The 22,100-nt window shown below is 30.9% G+C and carries 19 protein-coding genes; 3 read left to right on the forward strand and 16 right to left on the reverse strand.

Annotation, left to right across the window (positions count from 1 at the left end):
• Positions 1-43: 43 nt before the first annotated feature.
• The 15 genes from J3359_RS17610 to J3359_RS17680 form a co-directional block, all read right to left on the reverse strand.
• Positions 44-1,354: a DASH family cryptochrome gene (locus J3359_RS17610; protein WP_208078451.1), complete on the reverse strand. Its 1,311-nt coding sequence runs from the start codon at positions 1,352-1,354 to the stop codon at positions 44-46.
• Positions 1,324-1,467, reverse strand: a complete 144-nt coding sequence (locus J3359_RS17615) for a DUF2256 domain-containing protein (RefSeq protein WP_208078453.1) — start codon at positions 1,465-1,467, stop codon at positions 1,324-1,326. The genes J3359_RS17610 and J3359_RS17615 overlap by 31 nt, the downstream gene beginning before the upstream one ends.
• Positions 1,468-1,488: 21 nt before the next feature.
• On the reverse strand, positions 1,489-2,928 hold the full coding sequence (locus J3359_RS17620; protein ID WP_208078455.1) for an SDR family oxidoreductase: 1,440 nt from the start codon (positions 2,926-2,928) through the stop codon (positions 1,489-1,491).
• Between the two features lie 6 nt (positions 2,929-2,934).
• Positions 2,935-3,558, reverse strand: a complete 624-nt coding sequence (locus J3359_RS17625; protein ID WP_208078456.1) for a flavin reductase family protein — start codon at positions 3,556-3,558, stop codon at positions 2,935-2,937.
• On the reverse strand, positions 3,558-4,862 hold the full coding sequence (locus tag J3359_RS17630; RefSeq protein WP_208078457.1) for an ABC1 kinase family protein: 1,305 nt from the start codon (positions 4,860-4,862) through the stop codon (positions 3,558-3,560). Before J3359_RS17630 ends, J3359_RS17625 begins: the two co-directional genes overlap by 1 nt.
• Before the next feature lie 57 nt (positions 4,863-4,919).
• A complete protein-coding gene (locus tag J3359_RS17635; RefSeq protein WP_208078458.1) occupies positions 4,920-5,576 on the reverse strand; it encodes a TetR family transcriptional regulator C-terminal domain-containing protein in 657 nt (218 codons plus the stop codon).
• Positions 5,577-6,009: 433 nt separating this feature from the next.
• Positions 6,010-7,158 (reverse strand): alpha-hydroxy acid oxidase, encoded by a 1,149-nt coding sequence (locus J3359_RS17640; protein WP_208078459.1) that lies wholly within the window; start codon positions 7,156-7,158, stop codon positions 6,010-6,012.
• A 1-nt stretch (position 7,159) separates the two neighbouring features.
• The gene (locus J3359_RS17645; RefSeq protein WP_208078460.1) at positions 7,160-7,501 is read right to left on the reverse strand and encodes an L-rhamnose mutarotase; all 342 of its coding nucleotides are present in this window, start codon (positions 7,499-7,501) and stop codon (positions 7,160-7,162) included.
• A 10-nt stretch (positions 7,502-7,511) separates the two neighbouring features.
• The gene (gene fucP / locus J3359_RS17650) at positions 7,512-8,852 is read right to left on the reverse strand and encodes an L-fucose:H+ symporter permease (RefSeq protein ID WP_208078461.1); all 1,341 of its coding nucleotides are present in this window, start codon (positions 8,850-8,852) and stop codon (positions 7,512-7,514) included.
• Positions 8,853-8,854: 2 nt separating this feature from the next.
• Positions 8,855-9,634 (reverse strand): L-fucose dehydrogenase, encoded by a 780-nt coding sequence (locus J3359_RS17655; RefSeq protein WP_208078462.1) that lies wholly within the window; start codon positions 9,632-9,634, stop codon positions 8,855-8,857.
• Between the two features lie 4 nt (positions 9,635-9,638).
• Positions 9,639-10,469, reverse strand: coding sequence for an amidohydrolase family protein (locus J3359_RS17660; RefSeq protein ID WP_208078463.1), 831 nt, complete (start codon positions 10,467-10,469; stop codon positions 9,639-9,641).
• Positions 10,469-11,320, reverse strand: coding sequence for a fumarylacetoacetate hydrolase family protein (locus tag J3359_RS17665; protein WP_208078465.1), 852 nt, complete (start codon positions 11,318-11,320; stop codon positions 10,469-10,471). The genes J3359_RS17660 and J3359_RS17665 overlap by 1 nt, the downstream gene beginning before the upstream one ends.
• Positions 11,321-11,386: 66 nt before the next feature.
• On the reverse strand, positions 11,387-12,193 hold the full coding sequence (locus tag J3359_RS17670; RefSeq protein ID WP_243765953.1) for an SDR family NAD(P)-dependent oxidoreductase: 807 nt from the start codon (positions 12,191-12,193) through the stop codon (positions 11,387-11,389).
• Complete coding sequence (locus tag J3359_RS17675; protein ID WP_208078467.1) at positions 12,166-13,485, reverse strand: L-fuconate dehydratase; 1,320 nt, start codon at positions 13,483-13,485, stop codon at positions 12,166-12,168. The genes J3359_RS17670 and J3359_RS17675 overlap by 28 nt, the downstream gene beginning before the upstream one ends.
• A gap of 106 nt (positions 13,486-13,591) precedes the next feature.
• Positions 13,592-14,461, reverse strand: coding sequence for an AraC family transcriptional regulator (locus J3359_RS17680; RefSeq protein WP_208078469.1), 870 nt, complete (start codon positions 14,459-14,461; stop codon positions 13,592-13,594).
• Between the two features lie 559 nt (positions 14,462-15,020).
• Here J3359_RS17680 and J3359_RS17685 point away from each other — a divergent pair.
• Positions 15,021-16,127: a formylglycine-generating enzyme family protein gene (locus J3359_RS17685; RefSeq protein ID WP_208078471.1), complete on the forward strand. Its 1,107-nt coding sequence runs from the start codon at positions 15,021-15,023 to the stop codon at positions 16,125-16,127.
• A gap of 232 nt (positions 16,128-16,359) precedes the next feature.
• Here J3359_RS17685 and J3359_RS17690 read toward each other — a convergent pair whose 3' ends face one another.
• Positions 16,360-17,235 (reverse strand): helix-turn-helix domain-containing protein, encoded by an 876-nt coding sequence (locus J3359_RS17690; RefSeq protein ID WP_208078473.1) that lies wholly within the window; start codon positions 17,233-17,235, stop codon positions 16,360-16,362.
• A gap of 127 nt (positions 17,236-17,362) precedes the next feature.
• On the opposite strand from J3359_RS17690, the gene J3359_RS17695 reads away from it, so the two are divergent.
• Both J3359_RS17695 and J3359_RS17700 read left to right on the forward strand, forming a co-directional pair.
• The gene (locus J3359_RS17695; RefSeq protein WP_243765954.1) at positions 17,363-18,778 is read left to right on the forward strand and encodes a sugar porter family MFS transporter; all 1,416 of its coding nucleotides are present in this window, start codon (positions 17,363-17,365) and stop codon (positions 18,776-18,778) included.
• 17 nt (positions 18,779-18,795) lie between these two features.
• A complete protein-coding gene (locus tag J3359_RS17700) occupies positions 18,796-22,098 on the forward strand; it encodes a DUF5107 domain-containing protein (RefSeq protein ID WP_208078474.1) in 3,303 nt (1,100 codons plus the stop codon).
• Positions 22,099-22,100 lie beyond the last annotated feature (2 nt).

A 22,100-nucleotide genomic window follows, 5' to 3' on the forward strand; every position in this document is an offset into this window, starting at 1 on the left:
AAATCTCTCGACTGCGCTCGAGGAGACACTAATTTTAATAACCTTAAAACAATGTTTTTTCTAACCACAATTTTCTAAATTTATGATTTGCATCATAACGTTCTGCTTGCAGTTTTGTGTTAAATTTACGGTCTCTTGGGTCATTTCCAACGCCAGCAACATACATCCAATTTCCATAATTGCTGTGTACATCGTAATCTAACAACATCGATTCGAAATAAGAAGCGCCAATTCGCCAATCTTGCAATAATTCTTTGGCAAAATAAGAAGCCACATTTTGTCTTCCTCTATTGCTCATCCAACCAGTTTCTTTCAATTCAATCATGTTTGCATTTACAAAATTGTCTTTGGTTTCTCCATTTATCCATTTTTTAATAATTTCTGAATCGGAATTCCAATGATATTCTTTCTCTAAAATTCCGCCAATTTTAAAGATTTTCGAATCGTATTTTAAAGAAATATATTTAAAATAATCTCTCCAAATCAATTCAAAAATTACCCAATAAGTAGATTGATTTGCACCAAATTCAGCTTCAAATTCTTTAATTTTCCAATAAATTGTTTTTGCGGAAATACTACCATTTGCCAACCAAGCAGAAAACTTTGTACTATAATCTGTGCCTATTAATCCGTTTCTGGTCTTCTTATAAAAAGCAACTTTTTTAGTTTCAAAAAAGTAGTTTTCTAATCTTTCTAAAGCACTGTTTTCTCCGCCAGAAAAAGGAAAAGCCGTTTTTTTATGTATCTCAAAATCATCAAACCCTAACTCTTTTAAAGTTGGAATAACTGTATTGTTTTCAATTAAATTATCATCCGAAAGTTTTGAACTAATATTTAATTCTTGAACTTTTACAGTCTTTTCTAACTTCTTTCGAAACTGTGTAAACACATTAGGAATATTAGAAAAATCGTTAGAAACAGTATCTGGATGATATAAAAATTGGTCGTAATCTTCAATAAAAGAAATGTTATTAGAAAGCGTATTTTTTATAAGATTATTAGTTTCAACTTCTTCTTTTGTCCATTCTTTTTGAGTGTAAATTTTATCAACCGAAAATTCATCACAAATTTTATGTATTTTGTTTTCTGGAGCATCAAAATAGGTGAGGAGTGTGATGTTTACATCAGAAAGTTTTTTTTGCAAATCTTTAATCGTTTCAATTAAAAATTTTGCTCTAAATTTTGCTGTTTTTTGGAAACCAAACTCATCAATTTTAAAATATTTAGGGTCAAAAAAATAGACTGCAATTACTTTTTTGTGGTTTTCTATTGCTTTTTTTAATGAGATATTATCATATACTCGTAAGTTATTACGAAACCAAATTAAACCTGTTTTTTTTTGTTTCTCCTGCATTTTTCGCTACAATATTTTACGTCTTCCCAATTCTTTTCCCATTTTTTTCGCCAAGTGAATGGTTTTTCACAAACCAAACACGTTTTTTTATGAAGGTGTTGTTTTTTATGCATTTTACAGCCAAGGAATATGCTTTACAGCAAGGGAGCATGCTCCCTTGTTATGTTATTAATCATTCCATTAAAAACGAACCAGTGAAAAGGCATAACAGTATACCAATACAATCTTCCAGCCAATCCATGAGGTCTAAAAGTGGCTGTTTGATATAGAATATTGTCTTCGATTTTAAACTCTAGCCAAGCTTCGCCAGGTAAAATCATTTCTGCATAGAGTAGGAGTTTGCCTTTTTCTTTATCAGCATAAATAACACGCCAAAAATCTAACGCATCTCCTGCGAATAGTTGTGTTGGATGCCTTCTTCCTCTTCGCAAACCTGCACCACCAAAAATTTGATCTATAAATCCTCGTATTTTCCACAAAAAGGTTCCATAATACCAGCCAGTTTCTCCTCCAATTGCCCAAATTCTATTTAATGTTTGTTCTTTGTTTTTTATTTTTCGTTTTTTAAAATCTTTAAAACAACCATATTCAGGAACATTTATAAATTCATGAACATAATTTTTCATTTTTCCACTACTCACGTAAGAATCTTTCCAGCTGGAAACAATACTATTTTGCTCAATTTTTTTGAAAGCTAATTTTACAGCTTCCTTATATGACATTGGATTTACATTTAAAACTTTATTGATATCACTTTTATTTCCTATAACTTCTACACCCATAGAGTTTACTAAAGAAGTTGCCAGTTTATAAGAAGTAGAGGTTACGAAATATAGCCAATAAGAAGATAGTTTTGGTGTCATTACAGGAACTGTAATTATGGTTCTTTTCAGTTTTCTAACTTCAGCAAATTGTAACAACATTTCTTTATAGGTTAATATTTCTGGTCCAAAAATATCGTAAGAAGTATTGTATAATTCTTTTCTGCCAAGAGCATTATGTAAGAAGGATAAAACATCTCTAATTGCTAAGGGTTGTGTTTTTGTATTGAGCCATTTTGGGGCAATCATTGCTGGTAATTTCTCTACCAAATCTCTAATAATTTCAAAGGAAGAACTACCAGAACCTACAATTATTCCTGCTTTAAATGTGGTTAAAGCGTATGTGTTTGATGCCAAAGCATTTTCAACATTTTTTCTTGATAATAAATGTTTCGAGAGTTTTGTGTCGTTTGTTATTCCGCTTAAATAAATTGCTTGTTTTAAGTTTGTTGTTTCTGCAAATCGTTTAAAATTAAAGGCACATTTTTCTTCTAAAACATGAAATTCTTTGGCAGAATTAGACATCGAATGAATTAAATAATAAGCAATATCTATGTCTTTTGGAATGTTATTTAAACTGTTGGCATCTAAAAAATCGGCTTCAACAAGAATTACGTTTTCTTTTTCTTTGAAGTAATTTTCGGCTCTTTTAAAATCTCTAACAGGACAAACAACTGTGTGACCATCGTTTAATAATAACGGAATTAAGCGTTTTCCAATATAGCCAGTTGCTCCTGTAACGAGAATTTTCATAACATTTTAAAGTTGTTTTTTGGGTCTTTGGTAAGAGAATTGTTTCTTGAATTTTGGTATTGCATAGGCATTTAAACCATTAATAGTTGCCACATTTCCTTTGGATAGGTTAATAAGTCCGTCTTTTTCTAACAGTTTGTTATTAATATATAATTCTTCAATTTGAGCAACCACCAACATTACATCGTTAGAAGGAATATAAATTTCTTCCACAAATTTCATACTCATTTGAACAGGGCTGTTTTTTACGAAAGGTGCCTTAAAATTACCTTTGTATTCTTCCTCTAAATTCGTCATATCAAATTCAGATATTTCTTCTGGATATTTTGCTGAAGTATGATGTGCGTCTTCAATAATATCTTCAAAAATATGATTGATGGTAAAAACACCAGTTTCTTTAATATTTTTATGCGTATTTCTTGGAACAGTGGTTGGTCTTAAAATAAAACCTAAAGTTGGTGGATTTGAACCTAGATGCGTTATGGAACTAAATACAGCAACATTTGTTTTTCCTTCTGTAGAAATAGAACCTAAAAGATTGGCAGATTTAAAACCAGAGCAACTATTTATTAAATTTATTTTATAGATTTTGCCTAATTCGTCTATGTTTTTTCTGTTGAAAAACACCATTATAAAGAAGTGTAATTGTTTATTTTTACGTCGTTAGCCTTTAAATCGTGCATTAAATTGTATAGTCCTAAAAATGTTCTACTGATATAAATAAAATGCTTAGAACCTCTGTTGCCATTCATGTTTTTTGACTCTATATTTTTTGAGTATTTTGTACCTAACTCAGAAAGTTTACCGAAAAATACTTCGTTAGAAAAATCGAAACTTTCTTGGTTAAAAGGCTGGCTAAATAGGCTTAGCATTTCATAAAATATGGCTTTTAGAAACACCAATTCTTCTTTAGAATCGTCTTTTTTTAAAATTTCTAATTCGTATAATTTTTGTTCGAAAAAGCTTGGGTTTTCTAAGTTTTCTTTTTTAGTTAATTCAAAATAAGGTACGTAAAAATCGTTCGGAATCGTTTTCATACAACCAAAATCAATAACGATTAATTCGTTTTCTGGAGAAATTAAAAAATTCCCAGGATGAGGGTCTGCATGCACTTTTTGTAAATTATGAATTTGAAACATGTAAAAATCCCACAAAGCTTGGCCTAATTTATTGGCAACTTCTTTGCTTTTAAATTTAAATTCAGATAAATGAACTCCATGCATCCAATCCATTGTAATTATTCTGTCTGAAGATAATTCCGCATAATAATTGGGGAAATTCAAATTCGGAATGTGTTTGCAAGCTTCTACAATTGCTTTACTTTGTTCAACTTCTAAAATATAGTTGGTTTCTTCAACCAGTTTGTTTTCAACTTCCTTAAAATATTTATCAGAATCTTTACCTCTTATATTAAACATTTTAATGGCGATTGGTTTTACCAAAGCTAAATCGGATGCAATACTTTCTGCAACTCCAGGATATTGAATTTTAACCGCCAATTTCTTACCATCTTTTTCGGCTTTATGTACTTGGCCAATACTAGCCGCATTTACAGAAACAGCATCGAATTTATCGTAAATCTCATTCGGGTTTTTACCAAAATAGGTTTTAAATGTTTTGGTTACTAAAGCTGGGGAAAGAGGAGGAACAGAAAACTGAGAAAGCGAAAATTTCTCTACATAAGCCTGTGGTAAAATGCTTTTTTCCATGCTTAGCATTTGTGCCACTTTTAAGGCGCTTCCTTTTAATGTTTTTAATCCGTCGTAAATATCTTCTGCATTATTTTCGTTTAATCTTGCTTTGGCTTCGACTTCTGTTTTTGTAATTTTATCTCCATAATATTTTAGATAATTTACTCCAATTTTTGCACCTGTAGTTACTAATTTACTGGCACGTTGCATTTTGGAAGTTGGTATAGAGTCTATCGTTTTCATTTATGCTGAATTTATTTCAGTATTTTTCAACTGGTATTAAATTGTGTTTTTATCTTTTTAATTAAAGTTCACTTTTTCTTTCAGAATAAATTTTCCAAAATCGATGATACTTTTTAACGGCTTTATATCCATTAAATCGAAACGAGCATTGATAGATTTTTCAATAAAAATATCTGTTTTTTCGAAAGAGGTAGAGGTATCATCTAACCAAAACTTTAAAGTGATTAATAGATGAATCCAAGAAGACTCTTTAATAGATGTATTTTGAATTTTTTCTAAAGTTTCTTGCTTTAATTCAATTCTATCAATATTTAAATCTTCCACAAATTGCGTATATTCTTTTCGAAGATGTTTTAAAGATTTTAGTTTTCTAATATCTTTTTTATCGTTTTTTAAAGCGTAAACAACATAGCTTCTGTTTGCTGTTAAAACTTCGAAAAATGTAAAGTAGAAGCTTAATAATTTATTTCTTGTATCATAAGTTTCGAACTCTTCGCTTTTATGTAAAACTTTTAAAGTATGATGAAAGAATTCTGAAAATATTGCTTCTTCAATAGCTTCAAAAGAGCTATAAAACTTATAGAAATCGCTTTCTTCGAAATTATTTTCTTTCGCGAAATTGAATACAGATTTTGGTGCATGATTGTTATCTAGTACAAATTCCATGTACCAAGAAATTAATTGGTCTTTGGTGATGTTTTTTTTGCGAGCCATAATATAGAATTTATGTAAAGATACGGATGTTTAATATTTTTTAATATTTATTAAACAATAATTTTTTGTTAAATTGATTGTATAAATAACAAAGAACTTGTTTTTAACGTGAGTTCGATTTAAGAATCTATATACAGTTGTGTTTTAACTTACTGGTATATAAGTATTTAGTTTTTGTTATCGACAATAGGAGAAATCTTATAATTTATAACTATAATTTGTAAAGTTCTTCTTCTTACGTCACTGAAATGATATTTATTTTAAAAATAAAAACACCCAAGTAGCTAGTAACTAGCTGGTTGGTTGGTAGTTTGTTAAACTTACGTTTATAATTTTGATTTGTTCTTTTGAGTAAAATTATTTAATGCAACGTATATAAATAATAGAAGTAGCGTAAGTTTTTTTATCTTATAGGAAACTAAAAAAGGTTTAATTATTTTTTTAAAAATTGATTGAAATCTCTTACATCTTCACAACAAACCTGTTCCATAACTTGTTGTAATTGTGTTTTTAAAATTGAAACTGTATGGTCTCCACCTTTTTTTCCTAATGCAGATACTCCATACATAAAACTACGTCCCATAAAAGTAAATTCGGCTCCACTTGCCAATGTTCTTGCAATATCTGGGCCAGAACGCAATCCACTATCCATCATTACTTTAATTTGGTTACTGTATTTTTTTGCAATTCTTGTTAAGGGTTTTATGGTAGATTCTCCTGCGTCCAATTGTCTTCCTCCATGGTTAGAAACTATAATTCCATCTAATCCTAATTTAATGGCAGTTTCTGTATCTGCTTCAGTGGCGACACCTTTTAGTACGATTTTACCTTTCCACATATCGCGAATTGGTTTTATTTTTTCTTCAGTTAGTCGTCCTGAAAATGTGTTATCCATAAATAATCCCAATTGTTTTAAATCGAGATTTTTAGGCATGTAGGGTTTTAGAGTCTCAAAATTTGGTTGTCCATATTTTAAGGTGTTAAAAGCCCATTCTGGTTTTCCCATCACTTGAAGAATGTTCGTTAAAGTCATTCTCGGTGGCATTGCCAAACCGTTTCTTATGTCTCTAGGCCTAAACCCGAACGTAGGAACATCACATAAAATAACTAAAACAGGGCAATGTGCAGCCTCTGCTCGTTTTATAATATCGTCTCGCAAACGGTCTTCTGTAGGATGATATAATTGAAACCATGCTTTACCTTCCGTAATTTCGCTAATTCGTTCTATACTACTTGTAGTAACTGTACTTAAAATAAATGGAATATTATGTTTATGAGCAGATTTTGCTAAAATTTCTGGAGCATTTGGCCACATTAAACCTTGTAAACCTACTGGTGCAATTCCAAAAGGGGCATCATATGTATGTCCAAAAAGTTCTGTTTTTAATGAAGAGCCTCCATGTGGTTTTAAATATTTGGGAAACAATTCTACATCACGAATTTCTTTAGTATTTTTATGAAGGTTTACATCTTCATTACAGCCACCATCTAAATATTCGAAAGCAAATTTTGGAATACGTTTTTTTGCTTTTACACGTAAATCGTCTATTGATGGGTATTTTGTATTGTATTTTAAATCCATTTTATTCTAATTGAAAAATATGTTCCATCAAACGCCATTTTTCATTAGGTTTTGATGTTGGTAAATCTTGTTGATAATTCCACATAAGAGTTTCCCATTCTTGTACTTTTGGATTCTTAGCGTCCATCATTGCTTTTTTTTCAAAAGAAAAACTATTGTTTACTTCCATAATCATAAACAAGCGATTTTCAATACAGTAAATATCCATGTTTTCTATTCCAGCATCTTTAATGCTTATCGTAATTTCTGGCCATATTTGTTCGTGATATTTTTTATATTCGGCGATGAGTTTTGGATCGTTTACTAAATCTAAAGCAAGACAATATTTTTTTAAATCTTTCATGAGTAAGTTTTTAAAGATTTATTAATTCGTGTTTTTTAAATACAGTTAAACCATACCAAGCTATGTAAACAAAACAAACTAAAGGTAAGATAAAAGAAAAATTTATTTCTGTAACCCCCATTATTTTAGTGTCTGCAACCCCTCTTCCTCCAGCATCTATAATTGCTCCTTGCAACATAGGTAGTAAAGCGCCACCAACAATTGCCATAACCAATCCTGCAGAACCTACTTTAGATTGCTCTTCAGTTAAATCATTTAAGGCAATTCCATAAATTGTTGGAAACATTAAAGACATTGCAAAAGAGACTCCTACAATACCATACAATCCGAAAACTCCTTCCACAAATATGGCTGTTAAAACAAATGCGCCTGCAAGTAAAGCAAAAGACATTAAAAGTTTTCCTGGACTCATAAAACGTAGCATTGCAGTTCCTACAATTCGACCTAATGTAAATAATACAAATGCTATAAATTGGTAAGTAAAAACGTCTATCTTTTCGTAACCTACTACATTTGCATTTGCTAAATCTATAGCTTCTGCATATTGATATATGTAAGTCCAGGTCATAATTTGAGCTCCAACATATAATATTTGAGCAATTACACCTAAAACATATTTTCTATTGGTTAAAAGTTTTTTAAAAGTGTCTTTTAAGCTAGGCATTGTTCCTTCTTCTTTTGATTGGGGCATTTTATTTACTAAAAATAAAACGAATACAACTAAAATAACCAATCCTAAAATTACATAAGGATCTCGAATTACTGCCAAATCTGCAACTTTAATCATTGCTCTTTTTGCTTCATCTAAAGCACCAAAATTTGCAATATCGTCTGATTGTAAATTATCATATACAAAAAATTTAGCGACTAATAATCCTGCAATCAATCCAATAGGGTTTGCAGATTGTGCTAAGTTTAAACGTTGTGTAGCAGTTTCTTTGGCTCCCATTGCTAAAATATACGGATTTGCAGCAGTTTCTAAAAAAGCCAATCCAAAAGTTAAAACATACAATCCTAAACAAAAAAACCAAAATTGTTCTGTAATTGCAGCTGGGTAAAATAACAAAGCACCCACAGCATATAACCCCAAACCTATTAATACTCCAACTTTATAGGAATATTTTCGCATAAATAATGCAGCTGGTATTGCCATACAAAAATAGCCACCATAGAAAGCCATTTGAACCCATGAAGCTTGAGTGTTTGTAAGTTCTAATACTTTTTTAAAAGCATTTACCATAGGATCTGTAACTGCATTTGCAAAGCCCCAAAGAGCAAACAAAGAAGTTACTAGAATAAAAGGAATGAGTACCTTTTTGGATACTACTGAAATTTTTGAGGTGTTTTTCATAATTATATTGAGCGATCTAAATGAGTATATCCACCATCTACAAAGACGAGTTGTCCTGTTGTATGGCTAGAGGTTTCTGACAATAGAAAGGCCACTGTATTTGCAATCTCTATATCTGTTGTCATTCTATTTTCTAAAGGGATATTTTTGGTAATATTATTTAATTTTTCTTCAGGATTTGGAAAAGTATCTAACCATTTTTTATACAATGGCGTAAAACATTCTGCCACAATTACAGCATTTACACGAATTTTATAAGGTAATAATTCTACGGCCCATTCTCTGGTTAATGCATTTCTTGCTCCATTTGCAGCAGCATATCCAGAGGTTTTTCCTTGTCCTGTAACCGAGGTTTTAGAGCCAATATTTACAATTGCTCCTTTACTTTTTTTAAGCTCTGGTAACGCAAAATGCGCCATTGCATAATAGTGGGTTACATTTCGCTGAATGGAGGTCATAAAATCGTCGTAATTTCCGTTTTCTAAACCAATACCATCGTTAACACCTGCATTATTTACCAATCCATCAATTCTGCCAAACTTATTAATTACACTCTTTACAGCATCTTCGCAAGCTTGTTTGTCTGTTAATTCTGCAAAAGCGTAAAAGGCTTTTCCACCTTTATCTTTTATTTTTTGGACGGCATCTAAAACATTTGGTTTATTTCTACCAATAATTACAGGAATTGCACCTTCCTCTGCTAATACATTACAGATTCCATTACCAATTCCTTTGGAACCACCAGTAACAATAATTACTTTATCTTTTAGTTTTAAATCCATAATCTTAGTTGTCTAAAGAATACCATTCTTGGGCATTTAGTCCCATAATTTGTTGTTGTTCTGTTTTAGAAAATTGTAAAATATAATCTTCAATTAAATTTACTATTTTAGAGTAATTTCCAGTTAATAAACTTACTGGCCAATCACTTCCAAAGATGGTTCGATTCGTTCCAAAAGCATTAAATACTACCTCTAAATATGGTTTTATGGTTTCTTTTTTCCAAGTATTCCAATTTGCTTCTGTAGATAAACCTGAAACTTTACAAACAACATTTTTAAAACTTGCTAATTTTTCAATATGATTTTTCCAAACCGTTATTTTTTTATCTTTAATGTACGGTTTAGCACAGTGGTCTAAAATAAATTTTTGATTCGGAAATTTGCAAACCAATTCAATAGCTTCTTCTAATTGATGTGGAAATATTAAAATATCATACGTTAAGTTGTGTTTTTCTAAAGCTAAAATTCCTCTTTGAAAATCTTTACGAAGCATAAAGCCATTTGGTTCTGCTTGTACAATATGTCGTAAACCTTTTAGTTTTTTATAAGTTGAAAAATGATGTAATCGTTCTTGAATATTTTTGTCACATAAATCTAACCATCCTACAACTCCTTTTATAAACGGATTCTTTTCAGCCAAATGTAATAAAAATAAGGTTTCTTTTTCTGAAGTTCCTGCTTGCACTGCAACACAACCATCAAATAGATGTTGCTCTAATAAAGGCTCTAAATCTTTAGGAAAAAAATCACTTTTAAGCACGGTCATTTCGTTTGTAATCCACGTGTCTTTTTGCGGATTAAATTGCCAAAAATGTTGATGTGCGTCTATTTTCATTATTTATAATCGATTGCTTTTTGTTCTGAAACTCCTAAACCTTCAATTCCCAAACGCATTACATCTCCAGCTTTTAAATATTTTGGAGGATTGAAGCCTAAGCCAACTCCAAAAGGTGTTCCTGTAGAAATAACATCTCCAGGCAATAATGTCATATACTGGCTAATGTAAGAGACAACTTCTTGTACGTTAAAAATAAAATCGGATGTTGATGAATGTTGTAAACGCTCGCCATTTACTTCTAACCATAATTCTAAATTATTTGGGTCTTTAATTTCTTCTTTTGTTGCTAAAAATGGTCCAAGAGGTGCGAATGTATCGCAACCTTTTCCTTTACACCATTGGCCTTCTTTTTCAATTTGAAAAGCGCGTTCAGAAACATCATTATGCAATACATAGCCTGCAATATAATCTTCTGCATCTTCTAAATTTACATACGACGCTTTTTTACCAATAACGATTGCTAATTCTACTTCCCAATCGGTTTTTGTACTGTTTTTTGGAATTACAACATCGTCGTTAGGACCAACAATCGCAGTTGTAGATTTAAAGAATAATACTGGTTCTTTTGGTACTGTCATACCAGCTTCTTCTGCATGTTTTGCATAATTTAATCCGACACAAACTAATTTTGAAGGTCTTGCGATTGGCGAACCTAATCTTACAGAATCATTAACTATAGGGCAATTAGATTCGTTAGTTTTTAACCAATCTTTTAAACGATTTAATCCGTCAGTTTCGAAAAAACGTTCGTTGTAATCTTCGCCAAAAGTACTAATGTCTATGCGTTTGTCATCTAATTGAAGTCCTGCTTTTTCATTGCCTTCTGCACCGAATCTTATGAGTTTCATTTTAATGTTTTTTATTTTTTATAATATGATAGATTTTTAAAACCTATTAAAATATTGCTGTTAAAATTAGCCATTTAATTTAATAAATCCGCCATCTATTGGAAAATCTGTTCCTGTAATAAAAGAAGCTTCATCACTACATAAATACAATGCAAGATTTGCAATTTCTTCTGGTGTTCCCATTCTTCCAATGGGTTGTGTTTTAGATAAATTCTCGAACATTTCTGCTTGATTATTTGGGTAATTTTGTTTTATAAATCCATCAACGAAAGGTGTGTGTACACGTGCAGGAGAAATACAATTACATCTTATTCCGTTTGCGACGTAATCTTTTGCGACAGAATATGTCATAGTTAAAACAGCTCCTTTGGTCATAGAATAGGCAAATCGATCAGAAATTCCGACAGAAGATGCAATGGATGCCATATTAATAATTACACCATTTTTTTTCTTTTTAAAATAAGGAATTACCGCTTTTATTCCATTATAAACTCCTTTAATGTTTACGTTATATAAACGATCTAAATCTTCGGGATTTGTGTTCTCTATATTTCCAACATGAGCAATTCCTGCATTGTTAATTAAAATATCGATTGTTTTGTTTTTAGAAATTACTGCAATAATATTTTCCATTTGTTCTTGATTCGAAACATCGCATTTATAGAAATGTGCAGAACCTTTCATGTTTTCAATTTCAGCAACTGTAGATGTTCCATTTGTTTCATTAAAATCTAGAATACAAACATGAGCTCCTTGCTTTGCAAATGTGGTTGAAATTGCTTTTCCAATGCCACTTCCTCCACCTGTAATAATTGCTGTTTTTTCTTTTAAACTGAATATCATAACTATTGTAATTGAAGTTTTTTTGCCCATATTTTTCCATTAGGAAAAGTATAGGCTTTTAAAGATTCTGGTTTTATTGTAATACTATAACCTGGTTGTTTTGGTGGCATGTAAGCGCCATTTTCAATCACAACCGGTTCAAAGAAATGTTCGTGTAAATGATCTACATATTCTATAATTCTATCTTTTGTTGTTGCACTTACACAAATATAATCGATCATCGATAAATGTTGTACGTATTCGCACAAACCAACTCCTCCAGCATGAGGGCAAACTGGAACTTTGTATTTTGCAGCCATTAAAAGAATCGCTAAAATTTCGTTTACGCCACCAACTCTACAGCTATCAATTTGGCAAATTTGTAAAGCATCTGCCATAATTAATTGTTTAAAGATTACACGATTTTGACAATGTTCGCCAGTTGCTACCTTAATAGGTGCAACTGCTTTTGCGATTTTTGCATGTCCTAAAATATCATCAGGACTTGTAGGCTCTTCAATCCAATAGGGGTTGAATTTCTTTAATGAAGCCATATTTTCTATTGCTTCATCCACATCCCATTTTTGGTTGGCATCCATCATTAATTGTAAATCGTCTCCAATTTCTTCACGAATAATTTGTGCACGACGCATATCGTCTTGCAAATCGGAACCAACTTTTATTTTCATATGCTTAAAACCTTCTGCTTTTGCTTCTTGGCAAAGTCTTCGCATTTTATCGTCACTATAACCTAACCAACCTGCAGAAGTGGTGTAAGCAGGATACCCATTTTCTAATAAATTATTAATTCGTTCTTGCTTTGTAGTTTCGTTTTTTTGAAGAATTTCTAACGCTTCTTTTGGTGTAATAGCATCTGTTATGTAAGTAAAGTCTATACATTTTACAAATTCTTTTGGAGACATGTCTGCAATTAATTTCCAAAGAGGTTTTTTTTCTGCTTTTGCGTACAAATCCCAAACTGCATTTACAACTGCACCTGTGGCTAAATGAATAACACCTTTTTCTGGACCTAACCAACGTAATTGGCTATCTCCTGTAATCATTCTCCAAAAATCGCCCATGTTTTTAGTGAACGATTCTAACGTTTTTCCAACTACTAAATGAGATAATGATTCAATGGCAGCAACACATAATTCGTTTCCACGACCAATCGTAAATGTTAATCCATGACCTTCTAACTCGGGATAATTTGTTTCTAAAATAAGATAAGCCGCAGAATAATCTGGATCTGGATTCATTGCATCAGAACCATCTAGCGAGTCGCTGGTTGGAAAACGAACATCTTTTGTTACTATATTGGTTATTGTAATTGGTTGTTTCATTGTATACATTTTATTGCTTTACAAATGTAATTTAGAGCAAACGTAAAATCCACTACATATTCAACATAGGCTAATACTATTTTTGCACTTTAATGTTTTGTTTTAGTTATTTAGTGTAATTTATATGTTTTTTTAAATAAGTTGAAGGGGAGATATTTTTAATATTTTTAAATTGTCTATTAAAGTTAGATAGGTTATTAAAACCAGATTCGTAAGCGATTGTAGCAATATTTAATTGATTTTCTTGAAGTAATTTACATGCATAACCAATTCTTATTTCGTTTACATATTTAGAAAACGTTTTACGATGCACACGTTTAAAAGATCTACTAAAAGCGGCTGTATTCATTTTCGCAATTTTTGCAACACTACTTAAACTAATTTCTTGATTAAAATTCTTAAAAATATATGCTATTACTTGGTTAGATAATGTAGAGTCTTCCTTTTGTAGTGATTTCGTATATCCAGAACTGGCCAGTAATTTAAAGTTTTTATGGATAGAGAGCTTGTATAGAATATCTATAAATTGATGCGTTTTATAAAAATCGGAAGAAGTAACTAAACCTTTTATATCTTGCCTTAATTTCTTAGGTACATTTTTAAAATAAATACCTTGTTTTGCTTTCTCAAATAGTTGAGAGATTGATTTCATTTCAGGCAAATCTAGGAAAACATCTCCTAAAAAATTTTCTTTGAAATGAACAGAAATTGCTTCAGCTTTTAGGGTGCTACTTTCTTCAAAATAATTACCATCATTTAACCACATATGTGGTAAATTCTTTCCAATTAAAACCACATCTTTAGGTTGAAATTTTTTAATGCTATCGCCTATAAAACGTGTGCCTTTACTTTTTAAAATTGTTACTAGTTCTAACTCTGGATGATAATGCCAGATTTTTAAAAAATTAGGATAACTATTAATTCTTACAGAAATCGCTGTATTATTGGTGCTTCTATCTAATAAATGGAGTTTCATTAATTCTAAATTAATAATAAAAAAACAATTATCAGTTAAAAATGCAAAAAAAGTATTAGTTATGCATTTTAAAATCCCAAGCACTACAATCTTATTTTAGCATAAGTAATAATTTAGGTTGAAGTATTTTCTCTCTCAAGTTGCGAAAATTCTATTTTAGTCTGTGCACAAATATTTTGAACAAAAAAAAAATCAAAATACAAAATAACTTAATAATAAATTTCAATATGTACCTTTGTAATATGTTATTGTAAAAATATTAAATAATGGCCTAATGGAATTATAGGAACTAATCAGTCTATCTTTTTTTAAAAGATTAAACTACTTAAATAGTTTATTTACAGTAAATAAAGATGGTTTTTTAGTTTAATTTAGAAATTGGAATGAAAAAATTAGCCTAATTTTATTTTTGCTAAATATTAAAGATTTAGCTTTTAGTAATTGTTTTTAAAAAGAAGTTTAAAGCTCTTTTATTGAATATTAAAAAAAACAACTTACTGCTTTACAGGTGATTACCTGTGCTTGTTAGTTACAAATTATACATTTACGTTTAAAAATTATGACTTTTAAAACAAAATTTACAATAATCTCATTTTTTACATGTGGCTCTTTTATAATTTCTTGTGACAAAAAAGAAAAAGTTAAAAATTTAGATAAAAGTGAAAAAGTAACGAAAACTGTTTTAAAAGAGGATGTAAAAACGCCAGATGAAATGGTTTGGGTTGAAAGAAAAACATTTTTAATGGGGGCAAAAGAAGACGACCAATATGCAATGATGCGTGAGAAACCAGCACACAAAGTTTCTGTAGATGGTTTTTTTATTGATGTTCATGAGGTTACAAACAGGCAGTTTAGAGCATTTGTTGAAGCTACCAAATATGTTACAACAGCAGAAAAACCAATTGATTGGGACGAAATTAAAAAAGATCTACCAGCAAGAACCAAAAAACCAGCAGATTCTATTTTACAACCAGGAAGTTTAATTTTTAACAAACACGCAAGAAAAGTGGTTTCTATGAATAATTACCAACAATGGTGGATCTGGAAAATTGGTGCAAACTGGAAACAACCAGAAGGTCCAGGAAGTTCTATTGAAGGAAAAGACAATTACCCAGTAGTTCATGTTAGTTACAACGATGCTTTGGCATATTGTAAATGGGCAAATAGAAGGTTGCCAACAGAAGCAGAATGGGAATCTGCAGCGCAAGGAAAAAATACGGCAGACACTTTTACTTGGGGAAATAACTTTGCAGAACTAAATGCAAATGCAAATACTTGGCAAGGTCAATTTCCTACGAAAAATAATTCTTTGGATGGTTTCGAATATATTGCTCCTGTAGAATCGTATCCTCCAAATAGTATTGGCTTGTATGATATGGCTGGAAATGTTTGGGAAATGACAACAGATTTATTTAATGTAAATTATTATAAATCATTAAACTCTAACGAAGTTTTAAATAACCCTAGAGGAGCAGATAGTTCTTATACACCTTCGAATCCATATCAATTAGAACACGTTATGAAAGGTGGTTCTTTTTTATGTCATGCTTCTTATTGTGCAAGTTTTAGAATTTCTGCAAAAATGGGAATGGAACCAAGCTCAAGTGCAGACCATATTGGTTTTCGAACGGTTGCAACCCCAGAAATGTTGGTTGATAAGAAGTAATTTTTTATTATTTCTGAAATAATTTTACTGGATATATTATTTTTAACAATCAAATTCTTTCAATTTTATTGATAGAATAACGATTCAGCTGATTTTAGCCAAAATATTTATTGTTTTTTGAAAACAGTTTGGTTGATACCAATAATGTTTGAACCTATTTACAATAGATCGAAACCCATTATAGTTGAATTTTTGGATAATAAATTCAATTTTAAAACTGCAAAATAAATACTTATCCTTTCTTTAAATTTCGATAATTTCTCGGCGAATTTCCCATTGTTTTTGTAAAAACACGAGAAAAATAAAAAGAATCTTGATAGCCAACTTTTATTGCAATTTCATTTACTTTTAAATCGCTAAAATCTAACAAATTACACGCTTTTCGAATTTTTAAATGGGTTAAGTAATTTAATGGAGAAATCGCCGTTTTTTTCTTGAAAAGTGTACAGAATTGAGAAACAGAAAGTTGTGCGTCTTTTGCCAAAGTATCTAAACTTATTTTCTCGTTTAAGTGTTCTTTCATGTAAGTAATACTTTTCGAAATCCTGTCTGAAGCTTGTATTTCTTTTACTTTTCTAAATTGAGACACATATCGTAAAGAACCTAACATATGCCACAAACAAATGTTGGCATATTCTAAATTATCTTTGCTATAACCCATTTCTAAATTGTTAAAAATTTCTTCGAAAAGTAAAATTCGATCTCTAAATCTAGAGTTTGAAGTTAAATGAATAGCTACTTTTTTATTCGGATGATTTATGAGGCTTTCTGCTTTGTTTCCTGTAAAATGAATCCAATAAATACTCCATGGATTGTTATTATTCGCACCATATTTATGAGCAGTTTCTGCGGAAATAATAATATATTCGTTTTCGGTTATTTGCTGTTTTTTTTCATCTATTTCTACCCAGCCTTCACCATTTACACAATAAATTAGAATGTTTTGAGAAATACCTTTTCTTTTTCTATAATGATGATAAGCATTTGGGTAATAACCTATGTCTGTAACTAACAAAGAGTTTACAAGTTTATTTTTCTTTAAATCTTTGATGATGCTTTTTGGTAAAACAATCGATTTTTCTTCATTAAAACCTTCTTTTTTTTTCATTTTATAAAATTAATATAAAAATCGTAAGATAATCCATGTTTATAAAATTATTCTCTATTTGTTTTATCAGTATTTAAAATTACATTTACAAACATTAAAAAAGAGTTTCCGCCTAAAATAAAGAATTATGAGTATAAAAAACACTTTTAATTATCGTTTTCTAATCAGTATATCTTTGGTTACAGCCATGGGAGGACTTTTATTTGGATACGATTGGGTAGTAATTGGTGGTGCAAAACCTTTTTATGAGAAGTTTTTTAATATTGCAGATTCTCCATCTTTACAAGGTTGGGCAATGAGTTGTGCATTAATTGGTTGTTTAATAGGTGCCATTTTTTCTGGAATACTAAGCGATAAATATGGTAGAAAAAAACTATTGATTTTAGCAGCATTTCTATTTATCGTATCAGCAATAGGAACAGGAGCAACAGACACATTTACAATTTTTATTATGTATCGAATTATTGGTGGAGTTGGTATTGGTTTGGCATCTAATTTATCGCCAATGTATATCGCAGAAATTTCTCCAAGTGCTGTAAGAGGAAAATTTGTTTCCTTAAATCAATTAACAATCGTAGTCGGAATTTTAGCAGCACAATTAGTCAACTGGCAATTGGCAGAACCAGTAGCCATAAATGCTACAGATTTAGAAATTTTAAACTCTTGGAACGGACAAACTGGCTGGAGATGGATGTTTTGGGTAGAAATAATCCCTGCAGGTTTATTTTTTATATTGATGTTTTTTGTGCCAGAAAGTCCAAGATGGTTGGTAAAAAAAGGAAATGAAAAGAAAGCATTAAAAACACTTACTTTAATTGGCGGACAAAAGTACGCGCAAACACAAATCGACCAAATAAGAGAAACTTCTAAAGGAGTTATAGAAAAAGTAAATTTTAAGGCACTCTTTAAACCAAATGTTAAAAAGATATTATTAATTGGTGTTGTAATTGCAGTATTTCAACAATGGTGTGGAATAAATGTAATTTTTAATTATGCAGACGAAATATTTTCATCAGCAGGTTATGGAGTATCAGCCATCCTTTTTAACATTGTAATTACAGGAAGTGTAAACCTAATTTTTACGTTTGTAGCAATTTTTACAGTAGATCGTTGGGGAAGACGTGCATTAATGCTTTTAGGAGCTGGAGGATTGGCAGGAATTTACACGTTAATGGGAGCCGCTTACTTTTTTAAAATTAGTGGTTGGCCATTATTAGTATTGGTAATTACTGCAATAGCATGTTATGCAATGTCTTTGGCACCAATTACTTGGGTGGTTTTGTCAGAAATTTTCCCCAATAAAATTAGAGGAGCAGCAATGGCTGTAGCAACAGTTGCATTATGGTCTGCTTGCTTTATTTTAACCTATACTTTCCCATTACTGAATCACTTTTTAGGTGCCTCAGGAACTTTTTGGATGTATGGTTTTATTTCTTTAGCTGGTTTTATATTTATCTATAAGAGATTACCAGAAACAAAAGGAAAGTCGTTGGAAGAAATAGAAGAAGAAATTGTGGATGTAGAGAAATCTATAAAAATATAAAGTAAAAAAGCAAACGTATGAATGCTGTAAAAGTTTGGAAAGAAAAAGTAGTAATTCCTACTTATGAAGTTGGCGAGCCTGAAAAAAATCCTGTTTTTTTAGAAAACAGAGTCTATCAAGGAAGTTCTGGAAAAGTATATCCAAATCCTGTAATAGAAAAAATTAGCAATACAAAAATAGACAAAGAATGGCAAGCTGTTTATTTAGAAAACGAGTTTGTAAAAATAATGATTTTACCAGAATTGGGAGGTCGTGTACAAATGGCGTACGATAAAACGAAGGAACGTCATTTTGTGTATTATAACCATGTTATAAAACCAGCTTTGGTAGGTTTAACAGGTCCTTGGATTTCTGGCGGAATCGAATTTAACTGGCCACAACATCACAGACCATCTACTTATAGTCCTGTTGATTTTGATATTGAAGAAAATGCGGATGGCAGTAAAACCATTTGGTGTAGCGAAGTAGAACGAATGTTTAGAACCAAAGGAATGGCTGGTTTTACCTTGCATCCAGAAAAAGCTTATTTGGAAATTAAAGTAAAATTATACAATAGAACTGAACAGCCACAAACTTTTTTATGGTGGGCAAACCCTGCTGTAAAAGTAAATAACGATTATCAATCTGTTTTTCCACCAGATGTAAATGCGGTTTTCGATCATGGAAAAAGAGATGTTTCCGATTTTCCAATTGCAACTGGAGTTTATTATAAAAAAGATTATGCTCCAGGAACAGATATTTCTCGTTATAAAAATATTCCAGTTCCAACTTCTTATATGGCCATAAATAGCGATTATAATTTTGTAGGCGGTTTCGAAAATGATAGTCAAGGTGGTTTGTTACATGTTGCAGATAACAATGTTTCTCCTGGAAAAAAGCAATGGACTTGGGGGAATGGAGAATTTGGCAAAGCTTGGGATAAAAATCTAACGGACGAAGATGGACCGTATATTGAGCTAATGTGTGGAGTTTATACAGATAATCAGCCAGATTTTTCTTGGATGCATCCTTTTGAAGAAAAAACATTTTCGCAATACTTTATGCCCTACAGAGATTTAGGCGTAGTAAAAAATGCTACAAAAGAAGCCATGCTAAATATTGTTTTTAATGGAGGTAAAGCTGTTGTAAAGTTTTATACTTTAGGTGCTTATAAGAATTCTAAAATAACATTAAAAGCAAACGGAATGGTGTTTTTAGAAGAAGTTGTAGATGCTTCTCCGAAAAATTCTTACGAAAAAATAATAAAAATAGATACTTCTATTCCTGAAACGGATTATAAACTTTCTTTAGAAGATGAAGCTGGAAATGTGTTGGTTTCATATCAGCCAAAAGACACTTCAGGTAAAAAATTACCAGAACCAGCAAAACCAGCAAAATCTCCAAAAGAAATAGAAAGTATTGAGCAATTATTTTTGAGAGGTTTGCATTTAGAGCAATATAGGCACGCAACTTACAACCCAAAAGAATACTATTTGGAGGCCTTAAGAAGAGAACCAACTGACGTTCGATGCAACAATGCAATGGGTTTGTTATTGTTAAGAGCAGGACGATTTGAAAAAGCGGAAGCGTATTTTAACAAGGCAATTGAAACGTTAACAGAGAGAAATCCGAATCCTTATGATAGTGAGGCTTATTATAATTTAGGGCAATCTTTAAAATATCAAGAAAGATATGATAAGGCTTACAAAGCATTTTATAAATCTGCTTGGAATGCTGCTTGGCAGGATGCAGCGTATTTTCATTTGGCGCAAATTGCCACTTTACAAGGTAAGTTACAATTGGCTTTAGAGTTGATTGATAAATCGTTGGTAAGAAATTGGCACAACCATAAAGCACGTGTTTTAAAAATTTCTTTATTAAGAAAAACAGGTAAAAAGGAGGAAGCAAAAAAGTTAATTGAAGATAGTTTGACTTTGGATAAATTTAATTTTGGAGCAATTTTTGAAAGCTATTTAATTTTTGAAGAATCAGAAACTCTTCAGCAATTAAAAAATATCATAAGAAATAACATCAATAATTATATTGAATTTTCTTTAGATTATGCAAATGCAGGGCTTTATATAGAAGCGGTTTCGTTGCTCGAAATAGGAATTTCTACAAACGATACAAATCCGTTGGCATTTTATTTTCTTTCTTGGTTTTATGCCCAGTATGGAAATGAGAATAAAGCGTTAGAATTATTGAAAGACAGAGATGCAAATGGATGTTTTGCATACAGATTAGAAGCGATTGCTGCATTAAAATCGGCAATTAAATTAAAAAAAGACGATGCCAAAGCACAGTATCATTTAGGAAATTTATGGTACGATAAAAAACAATATTCAAATGCAATTTCTTGTTGGGAATCTTCAAAAAATATAGATGATAATTTCGCAACAGTCCATAGAAATTTGTCTTTGGCGTATTTTAATAAGTTAGATGATAAAGAAAAAGCAGTAAAAGCTTTAGAGAGAGCTTTTGAGTTAGATAAAACCGACGCAAGAGTTTTAATGGAACTGGATCAACTGTACAAAAGATTGAACTATTCAATTGAAAAGCGATTGGAATTATTTAATACACATCCAGAATTGGTAGAGTTTAGAGACGATTTATATCTCGAAAAATGTACCATTTATAATCATTTAGGTGAACATTCGAAAAGTTTAGATTTGTTAATAAGCAGACAATTTTATCCTTGGGAAGGAGGAGAAGGGAAAGTTTCTGGGCAGTATTTGTTTGCAATTATTGCAATTGCTAAAAAATCCATTTCAAACGGAGAATTTAAAAAAGCCATTGAGTTCCTTGAAAAAACCGAAAAATATCCCAATAATTTAGGAGAAGGGAAATTAGAAGGAACCCAAGAAAACGATATAAATTATTGGTTGGGTTGTGCTTATGAAGGTTTGCGAGAACAGCAATTGGCAGAAAACTATTGGGAAAAGGCTTCAGAAGGATTATCAGAACCATCTCCAGCGATTTTTTATAATGACCAACAACCAGATAAAATATTTTATCAAGGTTTGGCTTTTCAAAAATTAAATAAAAATGAAGAAGCAAAAACAAGGTTTAATAATTTATTAAATTACGGAAAAACTCATTTTAATGATGAAGTAAAATTAGATTATTTTGCAGTTTCGTTGCCAGATTTGTTAATTTGGGAAGACGATTTAAACAATAGAAATAAAATCCATTGTAATTATTTAATGGGATTAGGTTTCCTTGGTTTAAAAAAAATAGCAAAAGCTCAAAAAAAGTTCGAGGAAGTATTACAAGAAAACATCAATCATGATGGTGCTGTAATTCATCAAAAATTAATAGAAAAAAATTACTTACATATATAAAC

Source organism: Polaribacter cellanae, assembly GCF_017569185.1.
Taxonomy (GTDB): domain Bacteria; phylum Bacteroidota; class Bacteroidia; order Flavobacteriales; family Flavobacteriaceae; genus Polaribacter; species Polaribacter cellanae.

Excerpts from the sequence above, each read along its gene's own strand:
- J3359_RS17610 (WP_208078451.1), bottom strand. The coding sequence starts at position 1,354 with ATGCAGGAGAAACAAAAAAAAACAGGTTTAATTTGGTTTCGTAATAAC.
- J3359_RS17615 (WP_208078453.1), bottom strand. The coding sequence starts at position 1,467 with ATGCATAAAAAACAACACCTTCATAAAAAAACGTGTTTGGTTTGTGAA.
- J3359_RS17620 (WP_208078455.1), bottom strand. The coding sequence starts at position 2,928 with ATGAAAATTCTCGTTACAGGAGCAACTGGCTATATTGGAAAACGCTTA.
- J3359_RS17625 (WP_208078456.1), bottom strand. The coding sequence starts at position 3,558 with ATGGTGTTTTTCAACAGAAAAAACATAGACGAATTAGGCAAAATCTAT.
- J3359_RS17630 (WP_208078457.1), bottom strand. The coding sequence starts at position 4,862 with ATGAAAACGATAGACTCTATACCAACTTCCAAAATGCAACGTGCCAGT.
- J3359_RS17635 (WP_208078458.1), bottom strand. The coding sequence starts at position 5,576 with ATGGCTCGCAAAAAAAACATCACCAAAGACCAATTAATTTCTTGGTAC.
- J3359_RS17640 (WP_208078459.1), bottom strand. The coding sequence starts at position 7,158 with ATGGATTTAAAATACAATACAAAATACCCATCAATAGACGATTTACGT.
- J3359_RS17645 (WP_208078460.1), bottom strand. The coding sequence starts at position 7,501 with ATGAAAGATTTAAAAAAATATTGTCTTGCTTTAGATTTAGTAAACGAT.
- fucP (WP_208078461.1), bottom strand. The coding sequence starts at position 8,852 with ATGAAAAACACCTCAAAAATTTCAGTAGTATCCAAAAAGGTACTCATT.
- J3359_RS17655 (WP_208078462.1), bottom strand. The coding sequence starts at position 9,634 with ATGGATTTAAAACTAAAAGATAAAGTAATTATTGTTACTGGTGGTTCC.
- J3359_RS17660 (WP_208078463.1), bottom strand. The coding sequence starts at position 10,469 with ATGAAAATAGACGCACATCAACATTTTTGGCAATTTAATCCGCAAAAA.
- J3359_RS17665 (WP_208078465.1), bottom strand. The coding sequence starts at position 11,320 with ATGAAACTCATAAGATTCGGTGCAGAAGGCAATGAAAAAGCAGGACTT.
- J3359_RS17670 (WP_243765953.1), bottom strand. The coding sequence starts at position 12,193 with ATGGGCAAAAAAACTTCAATTACAATAGTTATGATATTCAGTTTAAAA.
- J3359_RS17675 (WP_208078467.1), bottom strand. The coding sequence starts at position 13,485 with ATGAAACAACCAATTACAATAACCAATATAGTAACAAAAGATGTTCGT.
- J3359_RS17680 (WP_208078469.1), bottom strand. The coding sequence starts at position 14,461 with ATGAAACTCCATTTATTAGATAGAAGCACCAATAATACAGCGATTTCT.
- J3359_RS17685 (WP_208078471.1), top strand. The coding sequence starts at position 15,021 with ATGACTTTTAAAACAAAATTTACAATAATCTCATTTTTTACATGTGGC.
- J3359_RS17690 (WP_208078473.1), bottom strand. The coding sequence starts at position 17,235 with ATGAAAAAAAAAGAAGGTTTTAATGAAGAAAAATCGATTGTTTTACCA.
- J3359_RS17695 (WP_243765954.1), top strand. The coding sequence starts at position 17,363 with ATGAGTATAAAAAACACTTTTAATTATCGTTTTCTAATCAGTATATCT.
- J3359_RS17700 (WP_208078474.1), top strand. The coding sequence starts at position 18,796 with ATGAATGCTGTAAAAGTTTGGAAAGAAAAAGTAGTAATTCCTACTTAT.